Annotated in this window: 24 protein-coding genes; 14 read left to right on the plus strand and 10 right to left on the minus strand. The window is 65.2% G+C overall.

What is annotated here, in order from left to right; all coding sequences use genetic code 11:
• Positions 1-160: 160 nt before the first annotated feature.
• Positions 161-925 carry a PHP-associated domain-containing protein gene (locus J1N60_RS14995; RefSeq protein WP_312908658.1) on the plus strand — a complete coding sequence of 255 codons (765 nt, stop codon included), beginning with the start codon at positions 161-163 and terminating at the stop codon, positions 923-925.
• On the opposite strand, the gene J1N60_RS15000 is transcribed toward J1N60_RS14995, so the two are convergent.
• Genes J1N60_RS15000 through J1N60_RS15010 form a run of 3 tightly spaced genes read right to left on the minus strand, consistent with a single transcriptional unit; the run spans position 919 to position 3,733 of the window.
• Positions 919-1,494 carry a Mut7-C RNAse domain-containing protein gene (locus J1N60_RS15000; RefSeq protein WP_312908659.1) on the minus strand — a complete coding sequence of 192 codons (576 nt, stop codon included), beginning with the start codon at positions 1,492-1,494 and terminating at the stop codon, positions 919-921. The two genes, J1N60_RS14995 and J1N60_RS15000, sit on opposite strands and share 7 nt — an antisense overlap.
• 47 nt (positions 1,495-1,541) lie before the next feature.
• A complete protein-coding gene (gene polX, locus J1N60_RS15005; protein WP_312908660.1) occupies positions 1,542-3,293 on the minus strand; it encodes a DNA polymerase/3'-5' exonuclease PolX in 1,752 nt (583 codons plus the stop codon).
• A complete protein-coding gene (locus J1N60_RS15010; protein WP_312908662.1) occupies positions 3,293-3,733 on the minus strand; it encodes a DUF5788 family protein in 441 nt (146 codons plus the stop codon). Before J1N60_RS15010 ends, polX begins: the two co-directional genes overlap by 1 nt.
• 150 nt (positions 3,734-3,883) lie before the next feature.
• Here J1N60_RS15010 and J1N60_RS15015 point away from each other — a divergent pair, with 150 nt between their 5' ends.
• From J1N60_RS15015 to J1N60_RS15025, 3 genes are all read left to right on the plus strand, one after another.
• On the plus strand, positions 3,884-4,810 hold the full coding sequence (locus J1N60_RS15015) for a rhomboid family intramembrane serine protease (protein WP_312908663.1): 927 nt from the start codon (positions 3,884-3,886) through the stop codon (positions 4,808-4,810).
• Between the two features lie 88 nt (positions 4,811-4,898).
• On the plus strand, positions 4,899-5,738 hold the full coding sequence (locus tag J1N60_RS15020) for an endonuclease V (RefSeq protein ID WP_312912597.1): 840 nt from the start codon (positions 4,899-4,901) through the stop codon (positions 5,736-5,738).
• 96 nt (positions 5,739-5,834) lie between these two features.
• The gene (locus J1N60_RS15025; protein WP_312908664.1) at positions 5,835-6,377 is read left to right on the plus strand and encodes an HPP family protein; all 543 of its coding nucleotides are present in this window, start codon (positions 5,835-5,837) and stop codon (positions 6,375-6,377) included.
• A 38-nt stretch (positions 6,378-6,415) separates the two neighbouring features.
• Here the strand turns inward: J1N60_RS15025 and J1N60_RS15030 are convergent, their stop codons facing one another.
• The 3 genes from J1N60_RS15030 to purD form a co-directional block, all read right to left on the minus strand.
• Positions 6,416-7,096: an acyltransferase gene (locus J1N60_RS15030; protein ID WP_312908665.1), complete on the minus strand. Its 681-nt coding sequence runs from the start codon at positions 7,094-7,096 to the stop codon at positions 6,416-6,418.
• A 136-nt stretch (positions 7,097-7,232) separates the two neighbouring features.
• A complete protein-coding gene (locus tag J1N60_RS15035; RefSeq protein ID WP_312908667.1) occupies positions 7,233-7,472 on the minus strand; it encodes a PRC-barrel domain containing protein in 240 nt (79 codons plus the stop codon).
• Between the two features lie 72 nt (positions 7,473-7,544).
• Positions 7,545-8,945: a phosphoribosylamine--glycine ligase gene (gene purD, locus J1N60_RS15040; RefSeq protein WP_312908669.1), complete on the minus strand. Its 1,401-nt coding sequence runs from the start codon at positions 8,943-8,945 to the stop codon at positions 7,545-7,547.
• A gap of 181 nt (positions 8,946-9,126) precedes the next feature.
• Between purD and thyA the strand changes: the two genes are divergently transcribed.
• The 3 genes from thyA to acnA all read left to right on the plus strand — a co-directional run bounded on the left by thyA (position 9,127) and on the right by acnA (position 13,730).
• Entirely contained in the window at positions 9,127-10,206 is a 1,080-nt protein-coding gene (thyA, locus tag J1N60_RS15045) for a thymidylate synthase (protein WP_312908671.1), read from the plus strand.
• Complete coding sequence (locus tag J1N60_RS15050) at positions 10,203-10,751, plus strand: dihydrofolate reductase (protein WP_312908672.1); 549 nt, start codon at positions 10,203-10,205, stop codon at positions 10,749-10,751. The genes thyA and J1N60_RS15050 overlap by 4 nt, the downstream gene beginning before the upstream one ends.
• Positions 10,752-10,994: 243 nt before the next feature.
• Positions 10,995-13,730, plus strand: coding sequence for an aconitate hydratase AcnA (gene acnA, locus J1N60_RS15055; RefSeq protein ID WP_312908673.1), 2,736 nt, complete (start codon positions 10,995-10,997; stop codon positions 13,728-13,730).
• A gap of 189 nt (positions 13,731-13,919) precedes the next feature.
• Here acnA and J1N60_RS15060 read toward each other — a convergent pair whose 3' ends face one another.
• Entirely contained in the window at positions 13,920-14,288 is a 369-nt protein-coding gene (locus J1N60_RS15060; protein WP_312908674.1) for a hypothetical protein, read from the minus strand.
• A 270-nt stretch (positions 14,289-14,558) separates the two neighbouring features.
• Between J1N60_RS15060 and J1N60_RS15065 the strand changes: the two genes are divergently transcribed.
• Positions 14,559-16,739 (plus strand): thioredoxin domain-containing protein, encoded by a 2,181-nt coding sequence (locus J1N60_RS15065; RefSeq protein WP_312908675.1) that lies wholly within the window; start codon positions 14,559-14,561, stop codon positions 16,737-16,739.
• A 478-nt stretch (positions 16,740-17,217) separates the two neighbouring features.
• On the opposite strand, the gene J1N60_RS15070 is transcribed toward J1N60_RS15065, so the two are convergent.
• Positions 17,218-17,598 carry a TlpA family protein disulfide reductase gene (locus J1N60_RS15070; protein WP_312908676.1) on the minus strand — a complete coding sequence of 127 codons (381 nt, stop codon included), beginning with the start codon at positions 17,596-17,598 and terminating at the stop codon, positions 17,218-17,220.
• Between the two features lie 123 nt (positions 17,599-17,721).
• Here J1N60_RS15070 and J1N60_RS15075 point away from each other — a divergent pair, with 123 nt between their 5' ends.
• A complete protein-coding gene (locus J1N60_RS15075) occupies positions 17,722-18,708 on the plus strand; it encodes a PLP-dependent cysteine synthase family protein (protein ID WP_312908678.1) in 987 nt (328 codons plus the stop codon).
• A gap of 90 nt (positions 18,709-18,798) precedes the next feature.
• On the opposite strand, the gene J1N60_RS15080 is transcribed toward J1N60_RS15075, so the two are convergent.
• On the minus strand, positions 18,799-18,999 hold the full coding sequence (locus J1N60_RS15080) for a hypothetical protein (protein ID WP_312908679.1): 201 nt from the start codon (positions 18,997-18,999) through the stop codon (positions 18,799-18,801).
• 111 nt (positions 19,000-19,110) lie between these two features.
• The gene (locus J1N60_RS15085; protein WP_312908680.1) at positions 19,111-19,752 is read right to left on the minus strand and encodes a DUF5804 family protein; all 642 of its coding nucleotides are present in this window, start codon (positions 19,750-19,752) and stop codon (positions 19,111-19,113) included.
• A 164-nt stretch (positions 19,753-19,916) separates the two neighbouring features.
• Between J1N60_RS15085 and J1N60_RS15090 the strand changes: the two genes are divergently transcribed.
• From J1N60_RS15090 to J1N60_RS15115, 5 genes are all read left to right on the plus strand, one after another.
• Positions 19,917-21,536 carry a SufS family cysteine desulfurase gene (locus J1N60_RS15090; RefSeq protein ID WP_425499303.1) on the plus strand — a complete coding sequence of 540 codons (1,620 nt, stop codon included), beginning with the start codon at positions 19,917-19,919 and terminating at the stop codon, positions 21,534-21,536.
• Between the two features lie 131 nt (positions 21,537-21,667).
• Positions 21,668-22,114, plus strand: a complete 447-nt coding sequence (locus tag J1N60_RS15100; protein ID WP_312908681.1) for a UPF0179 family protein — start codon at positions 21,668-21,670, stop codon at positions 22,112-22,114.
• Positions 22,115-22,228: 114 nt separating this feature from the next.
• Positions 22,229-23,401, plus strand: a complete 1,173-nt coding sequence (locus J1N60_RS15105) for a hypothetical protein (protein ID WP_312908682.1) — start codon at positions 22,229-22,231, stop codon at positions 23,399-23,401.
• 115 nt (positions 23,402-23,516) lie between these two features.
• Positions 23,517-24,857, plus strand: coding sequence for a cupredoxin domain-containing protein (locus J1N60_RS15110; protein WP_312908683.1), 1,341 nt, complete (start codon positions 23,517-23,519; stop codon positions 24,855-24,857).
• A 168-nt stretch (positions 24,858-25,025) separates the two neighbouring features.
• Positions 25,026-26,444 carry a sulfite oxidase gene (locus J1N60_RS15115; RefSeq protein ID WP_312908684.1) on the plus strand — a complete coding sequence of 473 codons (1,419 nt, stop codon included), beginning with the start codon at positions 25,026-25,028 and terminating at the stop codon, positions 26,442-26,444.
• Positions 26,445-26,454 lie beyond the last annotated feature (10 nt).

Here is a 26,454-nt window from a genome sequence, read left to right on the forward strand (position 1 = left end):
ATAAAGGTTCTTTCGGCAATAGTTCGCTCTGGGAGCGCGTCGTCGTGATACGATCGGTAGTGCCAGGGGAGGGGGTGCCGAGGAAAACGCGTCGCCAATGGCGATTCCGGGGAGCCGACAAATCAGAATTCATAACTCCTCGGTTGGCCTACTGCGAACTGTGAGCGACGGAGAGCAGGTCCGGGTCGACCTCCACGTGAAGGTGTTAAACGAGCGGGTAATCGAGAACGCCCGCCGGGCGGGAATCGACGTGGTCGTCTACGCCCCCCACTTCACTCGCCTCCCCGAGATTCGAGAACGGGCAAGCACGTACAGCACCGACGACGTGACCGTCGTCCCCGCACGCGAGGTGTTCACCGGCTCCTGGAACGACCGAAAGCACGTCCTCGCGATCGGACTCGAAGAGCCCGTTCCCGATTTCATCACCCTCGAGGGGGCGATGGCGGAATTCGAACGACAGGGGGCCGCAGTGCTGGCGCCACATCCCGAGTACCTGACGGTGTCGCTGACGGAAGGCGACATCCGGCGCTTTCAGAACGGTATCGACGCCGTCGAAATCTTCAATCCGAAACACCTTCCCGCGCACAACCGTCGAGCGAGCGACCTGGCCGACCGTCTCGACCTCGCCCCGTTTACCTCGTCGTACGCCCACCTCTCGAGTTCGGTTGGCGTCGCCCACGTCGCGTTCGAGCGGGCGATCGAGTCCGAGGCCGACCTCGTCTCGGCGCTCAAAGCCGATGCGCCCCGACGGGTCGTCTACGCCAACGGCCTCCGGCGCTGGCGGACGACGGCGGCCGAACTGGCCCACCTCGCCTACGAGAACACCTGGAAGAAGGTCGATCGGCTGTACCTCTCCGGCACGGAGCCGACGCACGCGAATCACGTCTTCTACGACGGGCGGTTCGACGACGTCTCGGTCTACTGATCGCTGCCGTTTTCGTCGCCCTTGCGGTCGCTGTGAGTCCCTTCGAGGCTGTTTTCGTCGCCCTCGAGGTCGCGTCCGCCCGTCGGTTCGCTGCGTCGCACCGCTTCGAGCGTCCGCCGAACCCGATCCCAGTGACTTCCTTTCCAGAAGTGCTGGTCACAGTCCCGACAGACCCACACCGCCACCTCGCTCGAGTTGGGTGCGTACGACGGCGTGTCGGCTGTTTCTGTTCCCGTTCCCGTTTCGGGCGCGCGCTCGAGCGGGCCGTTACACCGGCCACACCGGCGCGGTTCGTCGGGGAGCGTCAGGTCGATCCCGCGGTCGTGGAGCGTTCGCAACTGCTCGTGTGTATCGCGTGACTCGAGCAGGATGGCACGCTCGCCACGGGCGGCCAGGTCGACGTCTCTCGTGACGATCGTTCGATCCGTAGCGGCGGCGACGTCGAGGAGTCGGGTGTCGTCCTCGAGGTCGAGGTTGCTGTCGCCCGCGTACAGCGTGTCGTGGCCGCACATCCGGCAGTAGGCGACGATGCCGCCGCACATACCGTCGACGAGGAGTCGGTCGGTCACGGTGGATCACGTGGTCAGTGCGTCAGTGCAGTAACGGAACCAGTACATCAATGCAGGAACTCCCGCAACTCCTCGAGGTCCCAGGCGTTGATCACGTTCGCGGGTTCGGCCCACCCGCGGCGAGCCGTGTTGACCCCCCAGCGGACGTACTCGAGGGTCGCCGGGCTGTGCGCGTCGGTGTTGACGGCGATCACCGCGCCCTCGTCGATCGCGGCCTGGACGGCGCTCCCCCACAGGTCGAGTCGGTGGGGGTTGCTGTTGACCTCGAGGGCGGTGTCGTTCGCCGCTGCGGCCTCGCCCAGCGCGGCCGCGTCGATCGCGAGGCCCTCACGCTGATTGAGCAGTCGGCCGCTCGGGTGGCCCAGCACGTCGACGGCCGGGTTCTCGATCGCTCGGATCAGGCGCTCGTTCGCCGCGTCCGAATCCTGGTCGAGCGCACTGTGGGGGGAGGCGACGATCACGTCCAGGGCGTCGACGACGTCCTCGGAGAGGCCGATTTCCCCCTCGGCGTCGACGTTGGCTTCGATCCCCGCAAACACCTCGAGGTCGGCCTCGGCGCCGACCTCACGGATCTCCTCCACCTGCTCCAGGATCTCGGCGTCCGTGAGTCCCATGCCGCCGACGACGCCCGGCCCCTCCGCGTGGTCCGCGATCGCGTAGTAGTCGTACCCCCGTTCTTCGGCGGCGGCCACCATCTCGTCGATCGAGTTGTTGCCGTCGGACCACTCGGTGTGGGTGTGCAAGTCGCCGCGGATATCCTCGCGCGTGAGGAGGTCGGGCAGCGTCCCCGAGGCCGCGGCGTCGATCTCGCCCCGATCCTCGCGCAGTTCCGGAGGCATCCACTCGAGGTCGAGCGCCTCGTACATCCCTTCCTCGCGCTCGCCGGCCACCCGGTCGCCGACGCGCTGGCCCGCCTCGTGGTCCTCGACGTTGGAAACGTCGAAAGCGCCGTACTCGTTGAGTTTCAGCCCGCGGTCGATCGCGTAGTTCCGCAGGGTCACGTTGTGATCCTTGCTCCCCGTGAAGTACTGGAGGGCGGCACCGAACTCCTCTGGCACTACGACGCGCAGGTCGACGCGGACCTCGCCGACGCGGACGCTCGCCTTCGCCGGCCCGGACTCGATCTCGTCGTCGACGGAGTCCCAGGCGACGAACGCATCGACGACGTCCTCGGCCTCGTCGGTGGCCGCGAGCACGTCCACGTCGCCGATCGTCTCGCGCCACCGACGGATCGAGCCGGCGACCTCGCAGCGTTCGACCGACTCGAGCGATTCGAGGAACGCGAGCACGTCGTCCGCGAGCGGGCGGGCCTCGCCGAGCAGTTTGCGCTCGCCGATTTCGCGGGCGAACGGGATGTTCTCGAGGATATTCTGTTCGGTCTTGGCGCCGAATCCCGACACTTCGCGGATCTCGCCCGCCTCTGCGGCCGCCTCGAGATCGTCGAGTGTTCGGATCTCGAGTTCGCGGTAGAGCGTGCCGACCGTCTTCGGACCGACGCCCTCGACGCGAGTGAGGTCGGCCATGTCTACGGGGAGATCCGCCCGTAGCTCCTCCAGTTCCTCGATCTCCCCGGTTTCGACGTACTCGACGATCTTCGACCCGATGGCGTCCCCGACGCCGTCGATGTCCTCGATCGCCTCCTCGTTGCCCGCGTTCACCAGGTCGGCAATCGGCGCAGGATGGGCGCCGATTGCCTCGGCCGCCCGTCGGTAGGCCCGCGGTTTGTACTCCACGTCGTCGGCCTCGAGCAGGTCCGCGAACTCCTCGAACCGGGCGGCGAGTTCGGCGTTGGTCGCCATCAGCGCCCCCTCCGCGTACCCGCGTCGGTCTCCCGACCGAGCGCTTTCTTCAGGAAGGACATCCAGCGCTTCTTGTCTGCCGTGTTCTGGGCCCGCTGCTCGCGCTCGAGATCCGTCGGGCCGAGGTTCTCGAGGGCGTTGAGCGCCCGGTCGATGCCGACGATCGACCGGACGAGTTCCTCGCCTTCCTCCCGACTGATGTCGCCTTCTTCGATCAACTCGAGCCGCTCGATGCGCTCTCGCCTGAGGTTTCGTTTGGCCTGCTCGACGCGCTCGCGTTCGCCCGCTGGCACCGTCTCCCGGCGCTTGATCTCGAAGACGAACTGCCGGAGATCGATGGGTTCGCCCTGGATCGTGATCTCCTCGGGAATGTCCGCGCCGATCGTCGCGCCCTCCCGATTGACGCGCTCGAGCAACTGTTTTCGCTCGTAGTCTTGCACACGTCGTCGTGGGACTCGAGGGGGCAAAAATCCTCGTTACGCGCTCGCACGGTTGCCGACGTCCTTTCCAGTCCCGAAGGCCGGGAGACCGGGGACAGAAGACGGGAGAAACCCCAAACCCCATAGCGACGCGCCACATACGGGGCGCCAATGGCAACGTGTGACGCGTGTGGGAAAAACGAAAGCATGCCGTACAACTGTCGGCACTGCGGGGGGACCTTCTGCAGCGACCACCGGCTGCCGGAGAACCACGACTGTACGGGGCTGCGAAACTGGAACGATCCGCAGGGGGTCTTCGACAGCGGATTCGACGACGGCGTCGATAGCCGGGGGAAGACGGCCTCGAGTCTGGGCGACAAATTGCCGTTCAACACGGGCCCCGGCGGGCCGCTGGGGTACTTCCGGGGGAACATGACGTACACGTTCCTGGCGCTGATATGGATCACGTTTCTGGCGCAGTGGATTGTCCTTCTAGTTGCCGGGACAACCGCTCACCGTGCTGTCTTCATGCTCTCGACTGCAAACCCGGAGTACGTGTGGACGTGGATGACCTCGATTTTCGCCCACTCACCGGTCAACATCTTCCACATCGTGTTCAATAGCATCGTGATTTTCTTCTTCGGGCCGCTCGTCGAGCGGTACGTCGGTTCGAGAAAATTCGCGATCCTGTTCGTCGTCAGCGGCGTTCTCGCCGGCCTCGGTCAGATCGCAATCTCCGCTTACCAGGGCGTTCCCTCGAACGTCCTTGGAGCGAGCGGCGCCGCCCTCGCGATCATGGGCGTTTTGACGATTCTAAATCCGAACCTCAAGGTCTACCTGTACTTCATCCTCCCCGTGCCGATCTGGCTCCTTGCGGCCGGAACCGCTCTCGTCAGTATCTTCTTTATCGGCGGCGGAAGCGCTGGCGGTAGCGGCGTTGCACACGCAGCCCACCTTGTCGGTCTCGTGGTCGGTCTCGCCTACGGCGAGTACATCAAACGGACGCAGAACGTGCGAACGGCGAATCAATTCCAGCTCGGCGGCGGGGGTCCGGGTGGCCCCGGCGGTCCCGGCGGACCAGGCCGCAGACGATTCTAACGTGTCCGTCCCCGAGTGTCATCGTACTCTCCGCTTCCGACCGATTCACGACGCACACGCCACTAGTTTCACACATACTACGCCTATGATACGAATTCACCGTCCTGACCTCGTTCCCGACCCCGCGCTCTCGAGAGCCGACATGGAGGCCATGCAGCACGAAATCGCCCGCGAGGCCGTCTTCGAGGACGACTTCGCGTTCGACCTCGAGGCGCTGACGAATCCGCTGGCGGCGACCTCGGCCTCGAGCGGGAGCGGAGGTGGTAGCGGTAACGGGAGCGGCAGCAGCCGCGATACCGGGTCTACCACCCAGCCAGTCGTTGCCGGCGTCGACCAGTCGTTCCTGCTCGATTCGGAACCCGAACGCGCACTCAGCGCCATCGTCGTCATGCAAGGTGGCGAGGTTCTCGAGCGCGTCTTCGCCGTCACGCCCCTCGAGATCCCCTACGTTCCGGGCCTGCTCTCGTTCCGCGAGGGCGGCCCGATCCTCGAGGCCGTCGGGGAACTGACGACCGACCCCGATGTGTTCCTGTTCGACGGGAGCGGCCGCATCCACTTCCGGGAAGCCGGCATCGCGACGCACATGGGCGTCGTCCTGGACGTCCCCAGCGTCGGCGTCGCCAAGAGCCTGCTCTGTGGCGAGGCGACGGACGACATAGAGAACCTCCCAGCCGGCACCCGCGTGCCGATCGAAGCGAACGCGCGCGTCGAAACCGACCCGGGAACGCTGCTCGGCTACGCCGTCCAGACGAAGCAGTACGACTCGCCGAATCGCTACGTCAACCCGCTGTACGTCAGTCCTGGCCACCGCGTCGGCCCCGAAACTGCGGCCGACCTCGCCCTCGCGCTCTCGACGGGCTACAAGCTCCCGGAACCGGTTCGACTGGCCGACGGTTACGCCGACGAGGCGAAAGGTGAGTTGGACTAACCACCTCGAGTCGTCCAACGTATCGTGAAACCAGGGACCAACGGTTGACATTCTCCGACCCCACCAGTTATCCGCCCGGACGGAATACCTCAACCGATGACGGTACGCGACGATCTGAACGTGCGCGACGACCTGAGCGCCGGAATCAACGTCGTCCTCCACTTCGCGTTTCTCGGTGGCATCGCCTGGGCGACCGGCCGGCCGTTCCTCTTCCCCAGTCTCGGTCCCTCGGCGTACTTGCTGGCGACCGGCGAACAGCCGCGAGCCGAGGGTGCCTACCACGTCGTCGGCGGTCACGCCATCGCAGCCGTCTGCGGACTGGCGACCTACGTGGTGTTCGCCGACGGATTGCTCGTCACCGACGCGTTCACCCGCGCCGGATCGTTCTCCCCGGCGGTCGGTCGGCTCGTGGTGAGTTCGATCGTCGCCATGGTTCTGACGACCGTCGGCATGCTCTGGTCGGACACTAACCACGCGGCCGCCTGCGCGACGACGCTGATCGTCGCCCTCGGTCTCATGTCGACGCCCCTCGACACGGGGATCATCGTCGTCTCAGTCGCCCTCCTCGTCGTATTCCACGGGAAAATTGTCGAACCCCTCCAGGATCGCTATGGCGTCGAACCGCAGGACGCACGCTAGTTCGGCGATGGGACCCGGGCTCGAGTTGCGACGTACGATCACTCGACAGAGTGGGGGGTATCGTCCTGTTCTCGTGTCGTTTCCGCCTCACGGTCGGATTCGTCGGTGGCTGCGTCGAGTGCTCCGTCGCCGTCGGTTGTGCCCTCGGCGTTGCTTCGCTCGCTCGAGGCCGAGTCCGGACTCGGACGCGGACCCGAGTCCGTCATCGTCGTCGCCGGCACCCCTGCCACGAGTTCCCCCGGCGGGACGTCCCGCGTCACGAGCGAGTTCGCCGCGACACTGGCGCCGGCGCCGATCTCGACTCCCGGAAGGATAATCGCCCCGGCGCCGATCATCGCCCGCTCGCCGACGACGACCTCGCCCGTTCGATACTCGTCCTGCAGGAACTCGTGACAGAGAATTGTGGCGTCGTAGCCGACGATGGCGTGATCCTCGAGCGTGATGAGGTCGGGCCAGAACACGTCCGGCGTGGCCTCGAGGCCCCACGAGACGCCCTCGCCGACCGTGACGCCGAGGCGTCGCATGAGCCAGCGCTTGCACTTCAGGCTCGGCGAGATGCGGATCAGCCAGACGACGACGTAATTGATCGCCACGCGGAGGGGATGGCGAGCGTTCGTCCAGTGGCCCAGGGAGTTCACCGGGCCGGGCGTCGGGTGGCGGCGGACGCGGTCGTGTCTGCGTGTCTGGTTGGACTCGTGTCTCGAGGGGTCGTCGGTCACTGCCACGGCGTTCGTTCCAATCCTACAAGAAACCAACTGAACGGGGGAGCGGGTCGGCTTTTTGCTCCGCCACCTCCCCGTCACCTCCCCGCCACCTCCCCGCCACCTCCCCGCCACCTCCCCGCCACCGACTCGTTCAGAGCCGCCCGAGTCGGATCTCGTCGTCGCCGATGTGGTCGACGGTGCCCGCGTCGAGTTCGTACGTGTCCTCGCTGGCGTCGCCCCAGCCGAGTTTGGACTTGATCGTGTCGGTCATCCCCGGATCGGGGTTGACGTGCGCGGTATCGCCGTGGACGGATTCGACGATCCCGATTCGGTCGCCGTTTTCGTTTACGACTGGCTTTCCTTCGTCGTCGTCCGTGAAGCGTGCGGACATACGACACCCTCCACCGTTCGGTTGAATATAACGCGGGCTTGAAACTGCGCGGGGGTGAGTACAGTTGCAGGTTTACTTCCCGCGAAGTTCGTCCATGTGGTCGATCCGACGCTGAACCAGGTCGGCTTTCCCGATGTCGTGACGCACGTGCAGCCCTTCTTCGCCGGCGTCGGCGAGCGCGTCTTCCGCGATTCTCTCGGCTTCGGCGATGGTATCCGCGAGCCCGACGACGGCGAACGACCTCGAGGTGGTCGTGTAGATGCCGTCCTCGCGCTCGTCCTCGTCATCAGAACTCTCCGAGTTCTGATTGCCCGAAGAGTTCCACTCTTCGACGCTGGCGTAATAGATCAGGGCGTCTTCGGTGGTCTCTCGCGACTCGTCGCCGCTCGAGTCGTCCGTGGCCCCCGCCGCGCGCGCCACGCTCTCTTCGTCCACCTGCACCTTCGCTCCCGCCTCGGGATCGGTGGGGTACCCCGCAGGAACCGCGTACTTACAGACCGTGGCTTGCTCGGCGAACTCGAGTTCGGGCAACGGATCGCGGTTTCGGGCCGCGGTGAGGACCTCGAGGAAGTCGGTCTCGAGAACCGGCAGGGTGTTCATCGCCTCGGGGTCGCCGAAACGAGCGTTGAACTCGACGACCTTTGGCCCCTCGGCGGTGAGCATGAACTGGCCGTAGAGGATGCCCTTGTACCCCTCGAGGGCGTCGACGGTCTCCTCGATGATGTCGACGGCAGCCTCGTAATCGGCATCCGTCATGAACGGCAGTTCGCGCGTCGCGTCCGAATAGCTCCCCATGCCGCCGGTGTTCGGCCCCTCGTCGCCCTCGTAGGCACGCTTGTGGTCTTGCACCGCGGGTGCGGTGCGAACGTCGCCGTTGGCCACGAACGCCTGGACGGTGAACTCCTCGCCGACGAGTCGCTCCTCGAGGACGAGGCGGTCGTAGTCGGACTCCCGGATGTACTCCTTGCCCTCCTCCGCGGTTACCTGGTCCCCGATGACCTTGACGCCTTTCCCGCCCGTGAGTCCGGCGGGCTTGATCACGAGGTCCCCGTCGTAGCTGTCGATGTAGTCGCAGGCGGCCTCGCCGTCGTCGAACGTCTCGAAGTCGGGACAGCCCGAGATGCTGTTCTCCTGCATGAACCGGCGCTGAAAGGCCTTGTCCGTCTCGATTTTCGCCTCGGCTTGGTTCGGCCCGAACGCGTAGACGCCCGCGTTCTCGAGCGCGTCGGCCACGCCGGCCTGGAGCGGCGCTTCCGGACCGACGACAGCAATGGTCGCGTCGATGGACCGGGCGTACTCGACCACCGCGTCGGGATCGGTCGTCTCGAGCGTCTCGAACCCGCTCGCCAGGTCGGCGATTCCCGGGTTTCGGTTCCCCGCGCAGGCGTACAGGTCGGCCTCGCTGTCGGCTAGGGCGCGCGCGATGGCGTGTTCGCGCCCGCCGCCCCCGATCAGCAGTACGTGTTCGCGCATGGTCGAAATCGGTACGCAGGAACCTGTAAAGGTTGTCCTTTCTCGAGACCCGTCTGTACACGAACGTGCCTTGTTGAGCGCCCGCTCGTCGATCGCGTCCTGGGTCGGCCGACCCCGTCGAGCGGTCGGACTCGACTCGGATGGATCACGATTATAGGCATCCGCTCGAAACCCAGTCTCAATGCAACAGTACCTCGACCTCGTCGATTCGGTGCTCTCGGAGGGCGCCTACAAGCCCAACCGGACCGGCGTCGACACGATCTCGTCGTTCAGTCAGCACTACGAGATCGATCTCGCCGCAGGCTACCCACTCCTGACGACCAAAAAAATGGACGGCTACCGCTGGAACTCGATGATCCACGAGATGTGCTGGTACCTCTCGGGCGAGGAGCACATTCGCGACCTGCGCGAGGAGACGAAGATATGGGACGCCTGGGCCGACGACGATGGGCGACTCGACACGGCCTACGGTCGCTTCTGGCGCCGGTTTCCGATTCCCGACGACGAGAGCCGGCTCGAGGGCGAGACATGGGCGGACGCCGCGTCTGGATCCGCGGACGCCGCCCCCGACGACGTCGCCAGTGGAGAGCCCGTCGGAAGCCAGTGGGTCACTCGTGAGGCCGACGGCCGTCAGACCTTCGACCAACTTCAGTACGTGATCGACCAGCTTTCGGACAACCCGAACTCCCGTCGACTGGTCGTCAACGCCTGGCACCCCGCGAACGCCGCCGTCTCGACGCTTCCACCCTGTCACTACTCCTTCGTCTTCAACGTCCAAGGCGACCGACTCAACTGCCACCTCACCCAGCGCTCGGGTGACGTGGCCCTCGGCATCCCGTTCAACATCGCAGCCTACGCGCTGCTGACGAACGTCGTCGCTCAGCAGACGGGCCTCGAGGCGGGCACTTTCGGCCACACCATCGTCGACGCCCACGTCTACTGTGGGACCGGCGAGCGCGGCGCGTGGTACGCGGACAACCTCGAGGCGCTGCAGGATCGCCTGGCCGCGGTCGACCCTCGAGAGGACCGCGAGGCCTACGCCGACGTCCGCGAGTGGCTCCTCGAGGAAGCCCCGGACGAAGCCGAGGGCGAGGAACGGTACGATCACGTCCCCAATCTGCTTCGCCAGTGTACGCGTGAGCCCCTCGAGCGCCCGCGGTTGCAACTCGCGGACGTGACGATCGACGACCTCTCGGCCGACGACGTCGAACTGGTCGACTACGAGTCCCACGACGGACTTCGGTTCGCGGTTGCCGAATGACGGGGTCGTCGCCTGATCCCGACTCGGCCCTCGAGACCGACCTCGAACTCGTGGGCATCGTCGCCGTGGCCGAGAACGGTATCATCGGCCGCGACGGCGAGATGCCCTGGCACGTCCCCGAGGACCTTGCTCACTTCAAGCGCTGGACGACGGGCCACCCAGTCATCATGGGTCGCGTGACCTACGAGGGAATCCTCGAGGGACTGGGCGAGCCCCTGCCGGAACGAACCTCCATCGTCCTCACGAGCCGAGACCTCGAGACGCCCGAAAACGTCACCGTCGCGCACGGACTCGAGGCTGCGCTCGAGGCGGCCAAACGCGCCGCAGAGGAGCGCCACGACGGCACCGAACGGACGTTCGTCGCGGGGGGCGCCACGGTCTACGAGCAGTTCCTGCCTGCGCTCGACCGACTGGTCGTCACCAAGATTCGGGATCGTCCCGAAGGTGACACCTCCTTTCCGGAGTGTGACCGCGAGGCGTGGACCGAAGTCGAGCGCGACGACCGTGACGGCTTCTCGTTCCTCGAGTACGTCAGGCGGTCCTGAATCGTCGGGCGAGGCCGCGGGCGTGCGATGTTCGGAGTACGCGCCGCCCGAGACCGGAGGTTGGCGACGCTCGAGGGTGCTCGCCGCACGAGGATGCGAAACTCGCGTCGCCGTCGAGAGAGGCGGTGCTCGTTCCCGACGAATCGTCAGCAATATAGCCGCTTTTCGAACGTGTTCGGCAAGATTTGCACCGGGATATCGATAGGTTCACACCCGCCTATTTCCTCAGTTTAACCAATATCGATGACGAACGATTCCACAGCCGACCCGTTCGGGGCGATTCGCGAACTCGAGCGAGACGGCGAAACGTACAAATTTGCCGACCTGACCGTGCTCGAAGAGGAAGGGCTCTGTGACCTCTCGAGTCTGCCCGTCAGCATTCGCGTGCTGCTCGAGTCGGTGCTTCGCAACGTCGACGGCGAGATGGTCACCGAAGACGACGTCCGAAACGCTGCGTCCTGGCAACCCGACGTGCCCGACGCCGAGGTGCCGTTCAGCCCCTCGCGAGTCGTCCTGCAGGACCTGACTGGCGTTCCCGCCGTAGTCGACCTCGCCGCCCTGCGCTCGGCGGCAGATCGTGCGGGCGAGGATCCCACCATCGTCGAACCCGACGTCCCCTGCGACCTCGTGATCGACCACAGCGTCCAGGTCGACTACTTCGGGAGCGAAGACGCCTACGAGCAGAACGTCGAACTCGAGTACGAGCGCAACGAGGAGCGCTACCGCGCGATCAAGTGGGCCGAACAGGCCTTCGACGACTTCAACGTCGTGCCGCCGGGAACCGGCATCGTCCACCAGGTCAACCTCGAGTACCTGGGTCAGGTCGTCCACGACCGCGAGGTCGACGGCGAGCAGTGGCTCCTGCCCGACACCCTCGTCGGCACGGACAGCCACACGCCCATGATCGGCGGTATCGGCGTCGTCGGCTGGGGCGTCGGCGGTATCGAGGCCGAAGCCGCGTTGCTCGGTCAGCCGATTACGATGACCTTGCCCGACGTCGTCGGCGTCCGCCTCTCCGGCGAACTCCCCGAGGGCGCGACCGCGACCGACCTCGTGCTCCACATCACCGAGAAACTCCGCCAGGTCGGTGTCGTGGACAAGTTCGTCGAGTTCTTCGGCCCTGGCGTCTCCCAGCTCTCGGTCGCCGACCGCGCGACCATCTCGAACATGGCGCCCGAACAGGGTTCGACCATCTCCATGTTCCCCGTCGACGAGAAGACGCTGGACTACCTCGAGCTCACCGGGCGCGACGCCGATCACATCGAACTGGTGAAGGAGTACCTCGAGGCCCAGGGCCTCTTCGGCGATCAGGACCCCGAGTTCACCGAGGTCGTCGAGTTCGACCTCGGCGAGGTCGAGCCGAGCCTCGCGGGCCACAAAAAACCCCACGCCCGCATCCCGATGGGCGACCTCGACGAGCACTTCCCGACGCTGCTCGAGGAGGAAGGTGTAATCGATAGTGGTGCGGCGGAGAGCGACGGCGGCCTCGTTTCCAAAAAACAACCCGAACTCGACGAGAAGGTCCCCGTCACTCTCGAGGACGGCACCGAGGTCGAAATCGGCCACGGCTCCGTGCTCGTAAGCGCGATCACTAGCTGTACGAACACCTCGAACCCCTCCGTGATGGTCGCCGCAGGCCTGCTCGCGCGCAACGCCGTCGAAGCCGGTCTCGACGTGCCCGAGTACGTCAAGACGAGCCTCGCACCCGGCAGCAAGGTCGTCACCGAGTACCTCGAGCAGGCCGATCTACTCGACGACCTCGAGGAACTTGGCTACCACGTCGTCGGCTACGGCTGTACGACCTGCATCGGCAACGCCGGCCCGCTCGCCGAATCCATCGAGGACGCCATCGACGAGTACGACCTCTGGACGACCAGCGTCCTCTCCGGGAACCGCAACTTCGAGGCCCGTATCCACCCAAAGATTCGCGCGAACTACCTCGCCAGCCCGCCGCTCGTGGTCGCCTACGGTCTCGCCGGCAAGATGGACATCGACCTCGAGGAGGAACCCATCGGCACGAACGCCGAGGGCGAGGAGATCTACCTCGAGGACGTCTGGCCGGACCCGGAGGAGATCCGACAGACGATCCACGACAGCGTCTCCCCCGAGATGTTCGAGTCGAAGTACGCGAGCATCTTCGAGGGCGACGAGCGCTGGGAAGCCCTCGAGGCCCCCACGGGCGACGTCTACGAGTGGGACAGCGACTCGACGTACATTCGCGAGCCGCCGTTTTTCAAGGACTTCCCGCTCGAGGAACCCGGCGTCGACGACATCGAGGGTGCGCGCGGGCTCATGATGCTCGGCGACACCGTGACGACCGACCACATCAGCCCCGCAGGGCCGTTCAGCGAGGCCCTCCCCGCAGGCCGGTGGCTGGCCGCCCAGGGGGTCAAACCCTACGAGTTCAACACCTACGGCTCCCGCCGCGGCAACCACGAGGTCATGATGCGCGGCACCTTCGCGAACGTCCGCATCCAGAACGAGATGCTCGACGGCAAGGAGGGCGGCTACACCATCCACCACCCCACCGGCGAAGAGGTGACCGTCTTCGAGGCCTCCGAGCGCTACCGCGAGGAGGACACCCCCCTCGTCGTGATGGCCGGGATCGAACTCGGCACCGGCTCGAGTCGCGACTGGGCCGCCAAAGGCACCGACCTGCTCGGCATCCGCGCGACCATCGGCGAGAGCTACGAGCGGATCTACCGCGACAACCTCATCGGCATGGGCGTCCTGCCCCTGCAGTTCGAGGAGGGCGATGGCTGGAAGGAACTCGGCCTCGACGGCTCGGAGTACTTCGAGATCCGGGGGCTCGAGGACGGTCTCGAGCCCAACCAGGAACTCACGGTAATCGCCGAAGCGGAAGACGGCGAGACGACCGAATTCACTGTGACCGCGCAGGTCAGTACGCCCGCTGCAGTGAAGTACATCGAGAACGGCGGCGTGCTCCACCTCGTGCTGCGTCGTCTGCTGACGGAGTAGGCTCTCGAGGCTCGAGGCTGGAGAACGCATCGTTCGGCGATGTGATCGATTTTTCTGACTCTGTTGAAATAGTTGGTGAGAGACATGATGTGGCTGCTGAATATAGAGGATGAGTTCAGCACGGTGCCCACGTTCATTTCACATGTTCAGGCCGAAACCAACCAACACAGTCGGATGCTTACTATTCAACTACGATTCCTTCTTCTCCTCTCTTGAAAAATAACGAGGTTTCGCTTCTACTGTGTCAATCTTGATCCCCTCTCGTTCATCTGGAATCTCTTCAATAGACTCTGTATTGATGAGTTCTATTTCCACTTTAAACGGATTGTCCCCTGTGGTCTTCTGGTCATTTTTCGTATAGGCGACTCGTGTGATATTTGGATTCGATTGATATTCCTCCGCCAGCTCATCTACTACTCGTTTAATTTGCTGGAAATGTTCAAACCACTCTTTGGTCACTTCCTTTGTTTCGATTACTTCATCACTTCGATATGCATACGGAATTGTGACGTACTCTTGTTTGGTGTCACCTTTTTCTTGCTTGTCGTTCTCTCCCATACAGGTGTAATCTTCAGACGTAGGAATAGATGTTACGGGTCTTTCATTTGGATATCATGATATTGCCAGCCTGTACTGACCGACCATCACCTTCGCAGATCGGGCCAAACCTCGTGCAACATTCGCGCCCTGTATTCAGCAATCATCCCGAAACGTATCACCGACCGAGGGGTTCGACAAGCCCGTTTACTGTATTTTCTTGCTGGCTCGGTAGCCACGGACTCGAGGCGTACGCCGCGCTTTTACAGCGCCCGAACGTAGACGACGGTAATGAACACACCCACCGAGCGCAACCGCCTCGAGGACGCGGCCAGTCCCTACCTGCGCCAGCACGCGGACAATCCCGTCAACTGGCAGCCCTGGGACGAACAGGCCCTCGAGACGGCCAAGGAGCACGACGTCCCGATCTTCCTCTCGATCGGATACTCGGCCTGTCACTGGTGTCACGTCATGGCCGACGAGAGCTTCGAGGACGACGGTGTCGCCGAGTTACTCAACGAGCACTTCGTCCCGATCAAGGTCGACCGCGAGGAGCGCCCGGACGTCGACAGCATCTACATGACCGTCTGCCAGCAGGTCACCGGCCGCGGCGGCTGGCCGCTGTCGGCGTGGCTCACCCCCGACGGCCGCCCGTTCTACGTCGGGACCTACTTCCCGAAGGAACCCCAGCGCGGCATGCCCGGCTTCCGGGACCTGCTCGAGAACATCGCCCACTCGTGGGAGGTCGACCGCGATGAGATGGAAAATCGGGCGGACCAGTGGACGGCCGCGGCGAGCGACCAGCTCGAGGCCACGCCCTCGCCCCCGGAGGGCGTCGAGACGCCGGGCAGCGAGTTGCTCGAGTCGGCCGCGGGGACGGCCCTCCGCGGCGTCGACGAACAGTACGGTGGCTGGGGCTCGAGCGGCCCGAAGTTCCCCCAACCCGCGCGGCTCCACCTCCTGCTGCGGGCGGCCGACCGGACGGGCCGAAGGCAGTACCTCGAGGCGGCGGTCAGGACCCTCGACGCGATGGCGGGCGGCGGGCTGTACGACCACGTCGGCGACGGCTTCCACCGCTACTGCGTCGACCGGGACTGGACGGTGCCCCACTTCGAGAAGATGCTCTACGACAACGCCGAGCTGACGCGTGCCTACCTGGCAGCCTACCAGGCCGTCGGCGACGAGCGCTATGCGGACGTGGCCCGGCGGACCCTCGCGTTCGTCGAGCGCGAACTGACCCACGAGGACGGGGGCTTCTTCAGCACGCTCGACGCCCAGAGCGAGACCGAGGCCGGCGAGCGCGAGGAGGGCGCGTTCTACGTCTGGACGCCCGACGAGATTCGGGACGCGCTCTCGGGTCTGAATCCTCGAGACGAAATCGACGCCGAACTCGACCTCGAGCTCGACCAGGACACGCTCACCGAACTCGTCTGTGACCGGTACGGCGTCACTTCCGGCGGTAACTTCGAGGGACAAACGGTGCTCACGCTCTCGACCTCGCGATCGGACCTGGCCGAGGAGTACGACCTCGAGCCGTCGGCGGTCGAGACGGTACTCGAGGCCGCCCGGGATCGGTTGTTCGAGGCTCGCGAGGAGCGTCCGCGACCGAATCGTGACGAGAAGGTGCTCGCCGGCTGGAACGGCCTGATGATCGCCGCGTTCGCGGAGGCGGCGATCGTGCTCGGTGACGACGCGTACGCCGAGACGGCCACCGAGGCGCTGGCGTTCGTTCGCGAGCACCTCTGGAACGCCGACGACGGCACCCTGAACCGGCGGTACGAGGACGGCGAGATCGGTATCGACGGCTACCTCGAGGACTATGCGTTCCTCGCTCGGGCGTCACTCACATGTTACGAGGCGACGGGCGACCTCGAGCACCTCTCGTTTGCGCTCGAGCTGGCTCGAGCTATCGAGTCCGAGTTCTGGGACGCCGATCAGGAAACGCTGTACTTTACCCCCTCTAGCGGGGAGTCGCTGGTCACGCGGCCCCAGGAACTCACCGACGCCTCGACGCCCTCGTCGACGGGGGTTGCCGTCGAGACGCTGCTCGCGCTCGAGCACGTCGCCAACGAATCGTTCGGTGCGGTTGCGGAGTCGGTCCTCGAAACCCACGCCAGCCGGATGCGCTCGAGCCCACTCGAGTACACCTCGCTCGTGCTCGCGGCTGATCGACTCACGACCGGTTCGCTCGAGTTGACGGTTGCCGCGGACGAGGTTCCGCGGGACTGGCGCGACGAAATCGGTTCGACGTTCCTCCCGGACCGCCTGCTCGCCAGACGGCCGCCGACCGACGACGGACTCGAGGCCTGGCTCGAACGACTCGACCTTGCGGAGGCGCCGCCGATCTGGGCCGGACGCGAGGCGAGAGACGGCGAACCGACGCTCTACGCCTGCCGCCAGCGGACCTGCTCACCGCCCAGCCACGACGTCGACGAGGCGCTCGAGTGGCTACTGGGGAATTCCGAGAACTGACCGACACATCGGTCCGAATCCGGCAGAGGAGTCGATCGCCCTCGCTGCTCGATAATACTCACGCTCACTCTCGTCCTCGTCCGCTCGAGCACGCTCACTTTCGTCTTCGTTCGCCCGATACCCTCACACAATTTTATAGATTATATATAAAAGACGCACATTTTCACACGTGTGTCTAGAATTACTATTCTCAATGGCCGAACGTTCACAAAGTATTTACCGTCCGACCCGCGACTGCCGGACGAACGCCCACATGACACTGACTACTCTCGCGGCGAACTGGATCCGGCGAATCTGGGCCCGTCATCGCCAGTCGTCTCTCTATCACGAGTGCCGTCGATGCGGGACGTCACTGAGCCACCCTCGACACTCCTGCCCAGCGTGCGGGTCGGGTGACGTCGCTGCGATTTCTTTGCGATAGGCTGTCTCGTGTCTGTCTGGTAGTGTCTCAGGCCGTCTCGTACCCGACTGGTACGTCTCAGGCCGTCTCGAGCGCGCTTTCGATCTGTTCCGCGAGGTACACCGACGGAGGCAGCGACTCGCTCTCGACGAACCGGGTGACCTCTGTCCCGTCGTCGTCGAGCACGACGACCGTCGGAATGTACTCGACGTCGTAGTCGTCGACCTTCGGACCCTGCTTGTCCGTGTCGACGGCGAGTTCCTCGATCCGGTCGTCCGGAACGTCGGCGGCCTCGAGCGCCGCCGCGAAGTCGGGCAGGAGCGCTCGGCAGTCCTTACACCAGTCGCCGCCCCAGACGAGGTACGTCAGGTCCTCGCGGTGGGCCGCGAGCGTGGAAACGGTGTCTTCGTAGGCGGCGCTGTCCCAGGTCGGGTTTGGTCGCATCGTCTCGAGTGTCACGAGCGATAGTTTCGACGCGAACGGCTTAACGGATTTGTTCGTGCCGTCCCGTTCTATTTCGTCACCGGCACGTCCTGCCGGGGTCCGCCACGCGTTTACCGCTCGAGTTCCTACCGATGGACGATGAAAGGCAGTATCCTGGACACGATCGGATCGCCGCTGGTCCAGGTCGACTCGCCCGAGGGGGTGACGGTCGCCGCCAAGATCGAGTCGTTCAACCCCGGCGGATCGGCCAAGGACCGCCCCGCACTGGCGATGGTCCGGGCCGCCGAGCGCGACGGACGGCTCGAGCCGGGCGACCGTCTCGTCGAACCGACGAGCGGCAACACGGGCATCGGCCTCGCGCTCGTCGCGGCCGCCCGGGGCTACGACCTGACGATCGTGATGCCAGCCTCGAAGTCCGAGGAACGGCGCCGGATCATGGCCGCCTACGGGACCGACCTCGAGCTCGTCGACGGTGACATGACCGACGCTCGCGAGCGTGCCGACGAACTCGAGGCCGACGGCGCCGTTCAGCTTGGACAGTTCGAGAACGCGGCGAACCCCGAGGCCCACTACCGGACGACCGGCGAGGAGATCGTCGACCAGGTCGGCGAGCGCACGGTCGACGTCTTCGTCGCCGGCGTCGGCACCGGCGGGACGCTCTCTGGCGTCGGCCGTCGGCTTCGCGAGGAGTTCCCCGACGTGGAGATTGTCGCCGTCGAACCTGAACGCAACGCCGTGCTCTCGACGGGGGTGCCCGGAAACGACGAGTTCCAGGGCATGGGCCCCGGCTTCGTCAGCGACAACCTCGACACCGATCTGATCGACCGCGTCGAGACTGTCGCACTCGAGGACGCCGAGGACGAGTGTCGTCGCCTCGCCCGCGAGGAAGGGGTCCTCGTCGGCCAGTCGAGCGGCGCGACGAGTCTGGTCTCGCAGAAGGTGGCTCGCGAGGTGGCCGATCCCGACCTCGAGTGTCCGGAACTCCCCGATGTGTTTGACGGCCCGCTCACGCCGGCGACCCAGACCCGGACCGACGGCGGTCAGACGGAAGACGACTGCCCGATGGTCGTCACCGTCTTCTGGGACAGCGGGGAACGATATCTCTCGACGGGGCTGTTCGACTGACGGTTCCGATTTCTGCCGGGATCGGCACCACGAACGTCGCTGCGCGCGTATTCCTCGCTCGCCCTCGAGGCGTCCGTCTCGACGGGCGACTTACGTGTCGATGTGATGGACTGCGTTCGGGGAGAGGAGTCGACCGGTGGGAAGTTCGACCCATCCGTTCGCTAGCAGTCGAACGTCCCCTTCGTGCAGGATCGTTTCCTGCTCGAGATCTCCGTACACGACCGCGTCCTGATACTCCCGTCCGAGTCCGTCGACGAGTTCCTTCCACGCTGGCTCGGTCGAGATGACCATGGAGTGTGTTTCTCGAGCGGGTTAGTGAATGTTCGGTCGTTGTGTGTATCCGCAACGAACCGACGAGCCGACGAACCGACGAAATCCGGTCGAGCGACGGTAAAGCTCGAGCTACGGCGAAAATTCGGACTCGGTGAGTCGCACGATCAGTGTCTCCTCGACGTCCCTGAGGTCGTACGTGGGCGTCTCGCCGTCCGTTCGGCGGACGTAGAGCGGTTCGACGAGTTTCGGCGGGCCGACTGGTTCGACACCGTCACCGGCCTGAATCGTCGTCTGTGCAGGCCCAGCACTCGAGTCGGCGTCGGTCGCTCGTTCGTCTCCCTCGCCGACGGGTTCGACGTTTGGCGCGTCGGTCGCACGCTGTCGATCGTCGGGCTTCCCGCCGTCACCCGTCGAAGCCTCGAGCCCCGGCACGTCGGGTCGCTCGAGTCCGAATATCTTCAGGTGCTCGCCGGTCTCCGCGGGCTGGAGGTCGCCGTTTCGAAGCGCGACGGCGAGGTCCCGCGAGAGCCACTCGTCGTCGCTCACGCTCGGTTCCTGGATCAGGACCTCGTCGACGAACCGGACGAGGTACCACTGGAGGTCGTTACACAGCGAGACGGCGGCCCCGAGGCTCACCGTCCGAACCGCCAGCGAGTTCTCGAAGGGGCGAGCTAGGTCGTACGTGGACAGAGCCTCCCGAGACGTCTCTCGAGAGAGGAGTTCGTACTGGAGTGAGACGTCGGGCGAGCCGACGAGGCAGACGCGCGTCACTGTTCGTTCGTTGGTACTGTCGTGCGTCCGGGTAATGTGGGTTTCGTCTCGGCACCCGCGTACGTTGCATCTCGTCTTGGCATCCACGCCCACCGTCCCCTCTCGAGCGATGCGTAATTCGACGCCGTCACAACTATTTTAATCAATTGGCGTAATCACGAGATATGACCGATTCCGTTCGATCAGACTTTCCGATCCTCGAGCGCGACGTCGATGGGCAGGACCTCGTCTACCTCGACAACGCGGCGACGACCCAGACGCCGCGGCAGGTCTACGACGTGTTCGAGGAGTACTTCTCGACGTACAACGCGAACGTTCACCGCGGGATTCACACGCTGAGCCACGAGGCCTCGATCGCCTACGAACAGGCCCACGACCGACTCGCGGCGTTCGTCGGCGCCAGCGGCGGGCGCGAGGAACTCATCTTCACGAAGGGGGCGACCGAGAGCATCAACCTCGTCGCCTACGGCCTGGGGCTCAACGAACTGGGCCCTGGCGACCAGGTCGTGACGACGGAGATGGAACACCACGCCTCGGTCGTGACCTGGCAGCAGGTGGCGAAGAAGACCGGTGCCGACATCGACTTCATTCGCGTGACCGACGACGGCCACCTCGACCTCGAGCACGCCAGCGAACTCATCGGTCCGGACACCGCGGTCGTTTCGGTCGTCCACGTCTCGAACGTCCTCGGGACGATCAACCCGGTCGCCGAGCTGGCCGAGATGGCCCACGAGCACGACGCCTATGTGGTCGTCGACGGCGCCCAGTCCGCCCCGAACCGACCTATCGACGTCGAGGCGATGGGCGCGGACTTCTTCGCCTTCTCGGGCCACAAGATGGCCGGACCGACGGGCATCGGTGCCCTCTACGGCAAGCGGGAGATCCTCGAGGAGATGGAGCCGTTCCTCTTCGGCGGCGAGATGATCCGTCACGTCACCTTCGAGCACTCGACCTGGAACGAACTCCCCTGGAAGTTCGAGGCCGGCACGCCGCCCATCGCGGAGGGAATCGCGCTCGCGGCCGCGGCGGACTACCTCGAGGAGATCGGGATGGACGCGATTGCGGCCCACGAGAACGAGCTCGCCCAGTACGCGCTCGAGCGACTCGAGGCGCGCGACGACGTGACGACCTACGGGCCGCCTGCGGGCGAGGAGCGATCCGGCCTGGTTGCGTTCAACGTCGACGGCGTCCATGGCCACGACCTCTCGTCGCTGCTGAACGACCGCGGGATCGCCGTCCGGGCGGGCGATCACTGTACCCAACCGCTGCACGATGCCCTCGACATTCCCGGCTCCGTCCGCGCGTCGTTCTACGTCTACAACACGCGCGAAGAGGTCGACGCCTTGCTCGACGCAATCGACGACGCCCGCGCGAAGCTGGACGCATACCTGCGGTCCGATCGATATCACGACGTCCTCTACGACCATCACTGCGACCCCCGGAACGCGGGCGGCCTCAAGAACCCCGACCTCGTCAAGTCCTCCGAGGAGACCTCCTGTGGCGACGACGGGGAGTTCCACGTCGACGTCGCCCCCGACGGCACCATCGAGGCTATCGCCTTCGAGAGCGAGAGTTGCGCCGTCAGCAGCGCCGTCGCGAGTATCCTCTCGACGGAACTCGAGGGGATGACCGTCGAGGAGGTCGCCGCCATCGACGGCCTGATCGCGGACCGTCTCGAGGGCCAGTACCCGCAACTTCGCCGGGACTGCGTCGAAGGGCCCGAGGACGTCATCCGGATCGCGGCCCAGGACTACCTCGACGCGCAGGTCGCTGGAGCCGACTGACTGGTGTGGGAGACCTCGTCGACCACGTCGACCGCCTCGTCTACGCCGACCACGGCGTCCAGTGAACCGTGAGCGCCGACTCGAGTGAGTGACGTGAGGCTTAACCGGTCGCGGTCCGAAGGAGACTACCAATGACCACCGTGACCCTCCTCGGGACGCGCCTCGCCGACCCCGGCACCGAGTTCGTCTACGAGGGCGAGGCCGATGGCTGCGCCGGCTGTCCCTATCGAAGCCAGTGTCTCAACCTCGAGCCCGGCCGCCGCTACCGCGTCACCGACGTCCGCGAGAACGCCCAGACGCTCGAGTGTGCGATGCACGACGAGGGCGTCCGCGCCGTCGAGGTCGAACCGGCGACCGTCGCGGCGAACGTCCCCTCGAAGGGCGCGTTCAGCGGGAGCAAGGCGAGCCTGAGTGGCCCGTGCCCGTACATCGACTGCCCGAGCCACGCCTACTGCGAACCCGACGGCGTCGAGTTCGATCGCGAGTACCGGATTCAGCAACTGCTCGGCGACCCGCCACACGAGGTCTGCCACCTGAATCGTTCGCTCGAGCAGGTCGAACTCGATCCGGCGGAGTAGTCGAACTCGAGTCCGTAGTTCTTACCGATTCTGTCGCGTTCGCCTCCGAAGCAACGGTGAAATCGTCGTTTGACCTTCCAGAGAGCACTTATCGTCTCCGGGAAGAGTACCGGTATGGACCCCTCCAGACGAACGATTCTTCGCTCGAGCGCACTCGGTGTCGGACTCGCCGTCGGCGGCTGTCTCGACGCCAGTCCGACCGGCTCGAGCCCCGACGACGACGGTGAGGACGACCCGAACGACGGTGACGGAGCGAACGGCACTGACAGTACCAACGGTACCGACGGTACCGACGACTCGAATACCAACGACGGCACTGGTTCGAGTCCCGAAATTACTACCGTCGAAACCATCGACCTCGAGCCCCGAACCGACGAACCGCCCTGGGCCTCGGACGGGATCGGCACAGTCGCGCTGATCACCGACGCCGACGTCCTCGAGCGGCTGGACGCCGTCCCGACGAACCGAACCGCCGAAACCGTGGACCCCTTCCTCGAGGAAACGGACTTCGAGACGGAGGTGCTCGTGCTCGTCGAATCCGGCGGTCCGACGATGTGCCACGACAGCATCGAGGTCGACGACGTGACCTTCGATGCCCAGGAGAGCGCGATCACGGCGACGGCGACGGTCGTCGACTCGAGCGAGGGCGGCTGTGGAGAGGCGCTGGCCTACCCGGCGTCGCTCACGCGCGTCTCGTTCGACGACCGGATGCGACCCCACGACGCCGTCGTCACGCTCACCGACGGCTGGGGAGAAACCGAAACCGTCGAAGCGGCCCACGAGCGCGTCATCGATCCGTCGGGACTCGAGGGCGGCGTCGAGCCGGACGGCGATCCGGCGACGATTCCGGAACCGCTCGAGTGCTCGGACGACGACTTCAAGCGCCTCTCATCCGCCGAGTCGGTTCACTGGGGCGACGCCGACGCGTTCGCCATGCGCGTCGACCCCCTCGAGGTCGCTCACGGCGAGTCGGTGTCGATCACGATGGCTAACCTCACCAGCGTCAAACAGGGCACCGGCAACGACCGGAAGTTCTCGCTCGAGGTCCGGACCGAAGCGGGCTGGCAGGAGGTTCGCGGCTACCGGGCCGAACACGGTATCGGCTACACGGACGAGGGAATTATTCATCCGCCCGGCGAGGGATTCGACTGGGAGATCGAGCTATCCGAAGCAGCCGTCGAGGACCTGTACTCGGGGCTCGAGGTCTGCCCGGGGCTCCCGGCCGGCCGGTACCGATTCGTCTACTGGCCGCTCGACCTGGCGGTGGCGTTCGACGTGCTCGAGTGATTGGTCTCTAGTTGGAAAAGAGCTCCCCGGCCAAATTCGTTCTCGAAACGCTGTCAGTCACGTACTCATGGAATAGCATCTTTGTCGGCGCCACCTTTGGGTAGATTGGATTTACATGACCGACGCGAGCACTCGACGGCGCTTTCTGCGCTGCCTCGGAGCGGGCAGCGCCCTGACCGCAGCTCTGGCCGGCGAGGTTGGTGGGGCGGTCGGCAATCGATTCCAGGACGAGGGAGACGGTGATGGAACGGAGGACGAAGGTGAAGGCGAAGACGAGGGAGACGGCGACGAACGGGACGGATCAGATGGCGAAGAGGGCGACTCGAGCGACGACCCCGCCGTCACGCAGGTCGTCGCCGGTCCCGACGGCGCCTGGCGGTTCGAACCCGAGGACGTCGAAATCGGTCTCGGAGAGGCGATCGAGTGGACGTTCGCCAGCGCGGGCCACAACGCCACCTCCCTTCCCGGGGCGTCGGACAGGAATCGAAACCCGCCGAACGCGGAGCCGTTCGCCTCTTACGAGGGCGACGCCCACTTCTCGGTCGTTCCGGAGGGAGAGACGTACCGCCACGTATTCACCACCCCCGGTGAGTACGCGTACGTTTGCGTCCCCCACGAGAACACGATGGTCGGTACCGTGCAGGTCGACGCCTGCGCGGACGAAACCGTCGTCGTCGCCCACGACGGCGACCACCGATTCGAACTCGACGCGCTCGAGATCGGGCTCGGGGACACGGTGGAGTGGCAGTTCGAGGAAGAGGGGCACAACGTGACCGCCCACCCGGAGGCGTCCGAGAACGCATCGGTGCCGGAGGACGCCGAGCCGTTCGCCTCCTACGGCCTCTCGAGTGGCGAGGGCGAGACCGAGGGAACCGAGGAGGAAGAAACGGACGAAATCGACCACGAGGTCACCCGCGAGGCCGACGAAACGTACGCCTACGCGTTCGAGACCCCCGGGACGTACGAGTACGTCTGTTCGATCCACGACGAAGAGATGGTCGGCACGGTCGAGGTCCTGGACGAACCGGACGCGACCGTCACCGTCGCACCGGACGGCGAGCTCGCGTTCGAACCGGAATCGGTCTCGCTCGAGGTCGGCGACGTCGTCCGCTGGACGTTCGAGGAGGAGGGGCACAACGTAACCGCTCACCCGGAGGCGTCCGACAACGCGTCGGTACCGGAGGGGGTCGAACCGTTCGCCTCCTACGACCTTTCGGCCGGTGAGGACGGTAACGGAGAGGGAACACACGAAACCGACGACGGAGACGAAGAGGGCGACACCGACGAAATCGACCACGAGGCCACCCGCGAGAGCGGAGAGACGTTCGACCATCGCTTCGTCGCCGTCGGGCAGTACGAGTACGTCTGCGCGATCCACGACGAGGAGATGGTCGGGACTATCGAGGTCGAACCGTGTAGCGACGACGACGAGTCGAGCGAAGCGGCCGACGACTAGCCGTTTCCTCGACCTCCAGCAACGGTTCGTTCCGAACTCGAGAGGTCGGAAGCCGGTCAATCCGCACGATTCTCTATTGGAGTGATCGGTAGACCGTTTATCGAGCGGGATTCGATACGGCAGGATTATGTTAGCTATATCGCCATCAGTGGTGTGCGTGGTTTTGTCATGCAAAGACAGTCAACGAGCGGCGGGGACGAGCGGTCGGGCGAGACCGGGCGACGACGACGGCAGTTGCTCGACCGGCGAAAGTTCATGATGGCATCGGGCGCGCTCGCCGGATTGAGCGTAACCGGGTCGGCAGTAGCGAGACAGGAGCAAGAGGAATCGGAGTCCGACGAGGGCGAGAGCGAGGGCGACGGCGGACCCGAACGGGGGACGCCCGAGTACCTGGAGGAGCACTATCCAGGACTGCGCATCTACTCACCGGATCCGGAGAACGCGGAGGCGGCGGCCCGCGAGACCTACACGAGTTACCTCACGCCGAAGGAGGAACACTACATCAGGAACCACTACCTGTCGCCCCAGCTCGACGCCGAGGAGTGGGAGATCGAACTCCGGCTGGGCGAGGAGACCGTCTCGCTGTCGATGGACGACCTCGAGCGGGAGTACTCGACCGAGTCGGTGGCCCACACGATGCAGTGTTCGGGCAACGGTCGATCTTACTTCGACCCCGAGGTGGCGGGCAACCCCTGGACCTTCGGCGCGGTCGGCAACACCATCTGGACCGGTGCGCCGGTGAGCGAGATCCTCGAGGCCCACGACGCCGACACGAGCGACGGGAAGTGGCTGATGGCCGCCGGGGGTGATCACCCGGAGGGCGAGCGAATCTTCGCGCGCTCCATCCCGATGCAGAAGGTGATGGACGACTGTCTGCTCGCCTACGAGATGGACGGAGAGCCGCTGAGCGCCGAACACGGCCACCCCGTTCGGCTCCTCGTCCCAGGCTGGATGGGGAATAACAACGTCAAGTGGCTCCGCGAACTCGAGGTCATGGACATGATGATGATCGGCGAGGAGTGGGAACAGTACCTCCACTGGCAACAGAACTCCTACCGGATCATCCCCGAGGGCGAGGAGGCCGAGCACAACGAGACGATCGACGAGTTCGACACCTGGGCGCAGATGGAAGCGGCCGCCAACGGCGAACTCGACCACCTGCCGTACATCTACGACCAGGTCGTCAAGTCGATCATCGGCTATCCCGGCGAGGAATCGACGGTGTCGCCGCGCGCCCAGGACGGCAGCGTCGAGGTGCTCGGGGTCGCCTGGGCTGGCGACGACCGCGTCGAGTCCGTGGAAGTTTCCACCGACGGTGGCGAGAGCTGGGAGGAAGCGGAGTTCTTCGGCCCCGACCTCGGCCCTGGCGGCTGGCGACAGTTCCGTTACCTCTGGGAAGCCGAACCGGGCGAGCACGTCCTGTACTCGCGAGCGACGGACGAGAACGGATACACGCAGTTCGGCCCGATCTCAGATCCCGAGGCGGGACTCGAGGCCATTTCCGACGAGCAATTCCCCTGGAACCAGGACGGGTACGCCTGTAACGCCTACGAACCGCACGGGGTGACGGTGACCGTCGAGGAGTGAACGGATCTCG

This window comes from Natronosalvus caseinilyticus (genome assembly GCF_017357105.1).
Taxonomy (GTDB): Archaea; Halobacteriota; Halobacteria; order Halobacteriales; family Natrialbaceae; genus Natronosalvus; species Natronosalvus caseinilyticus.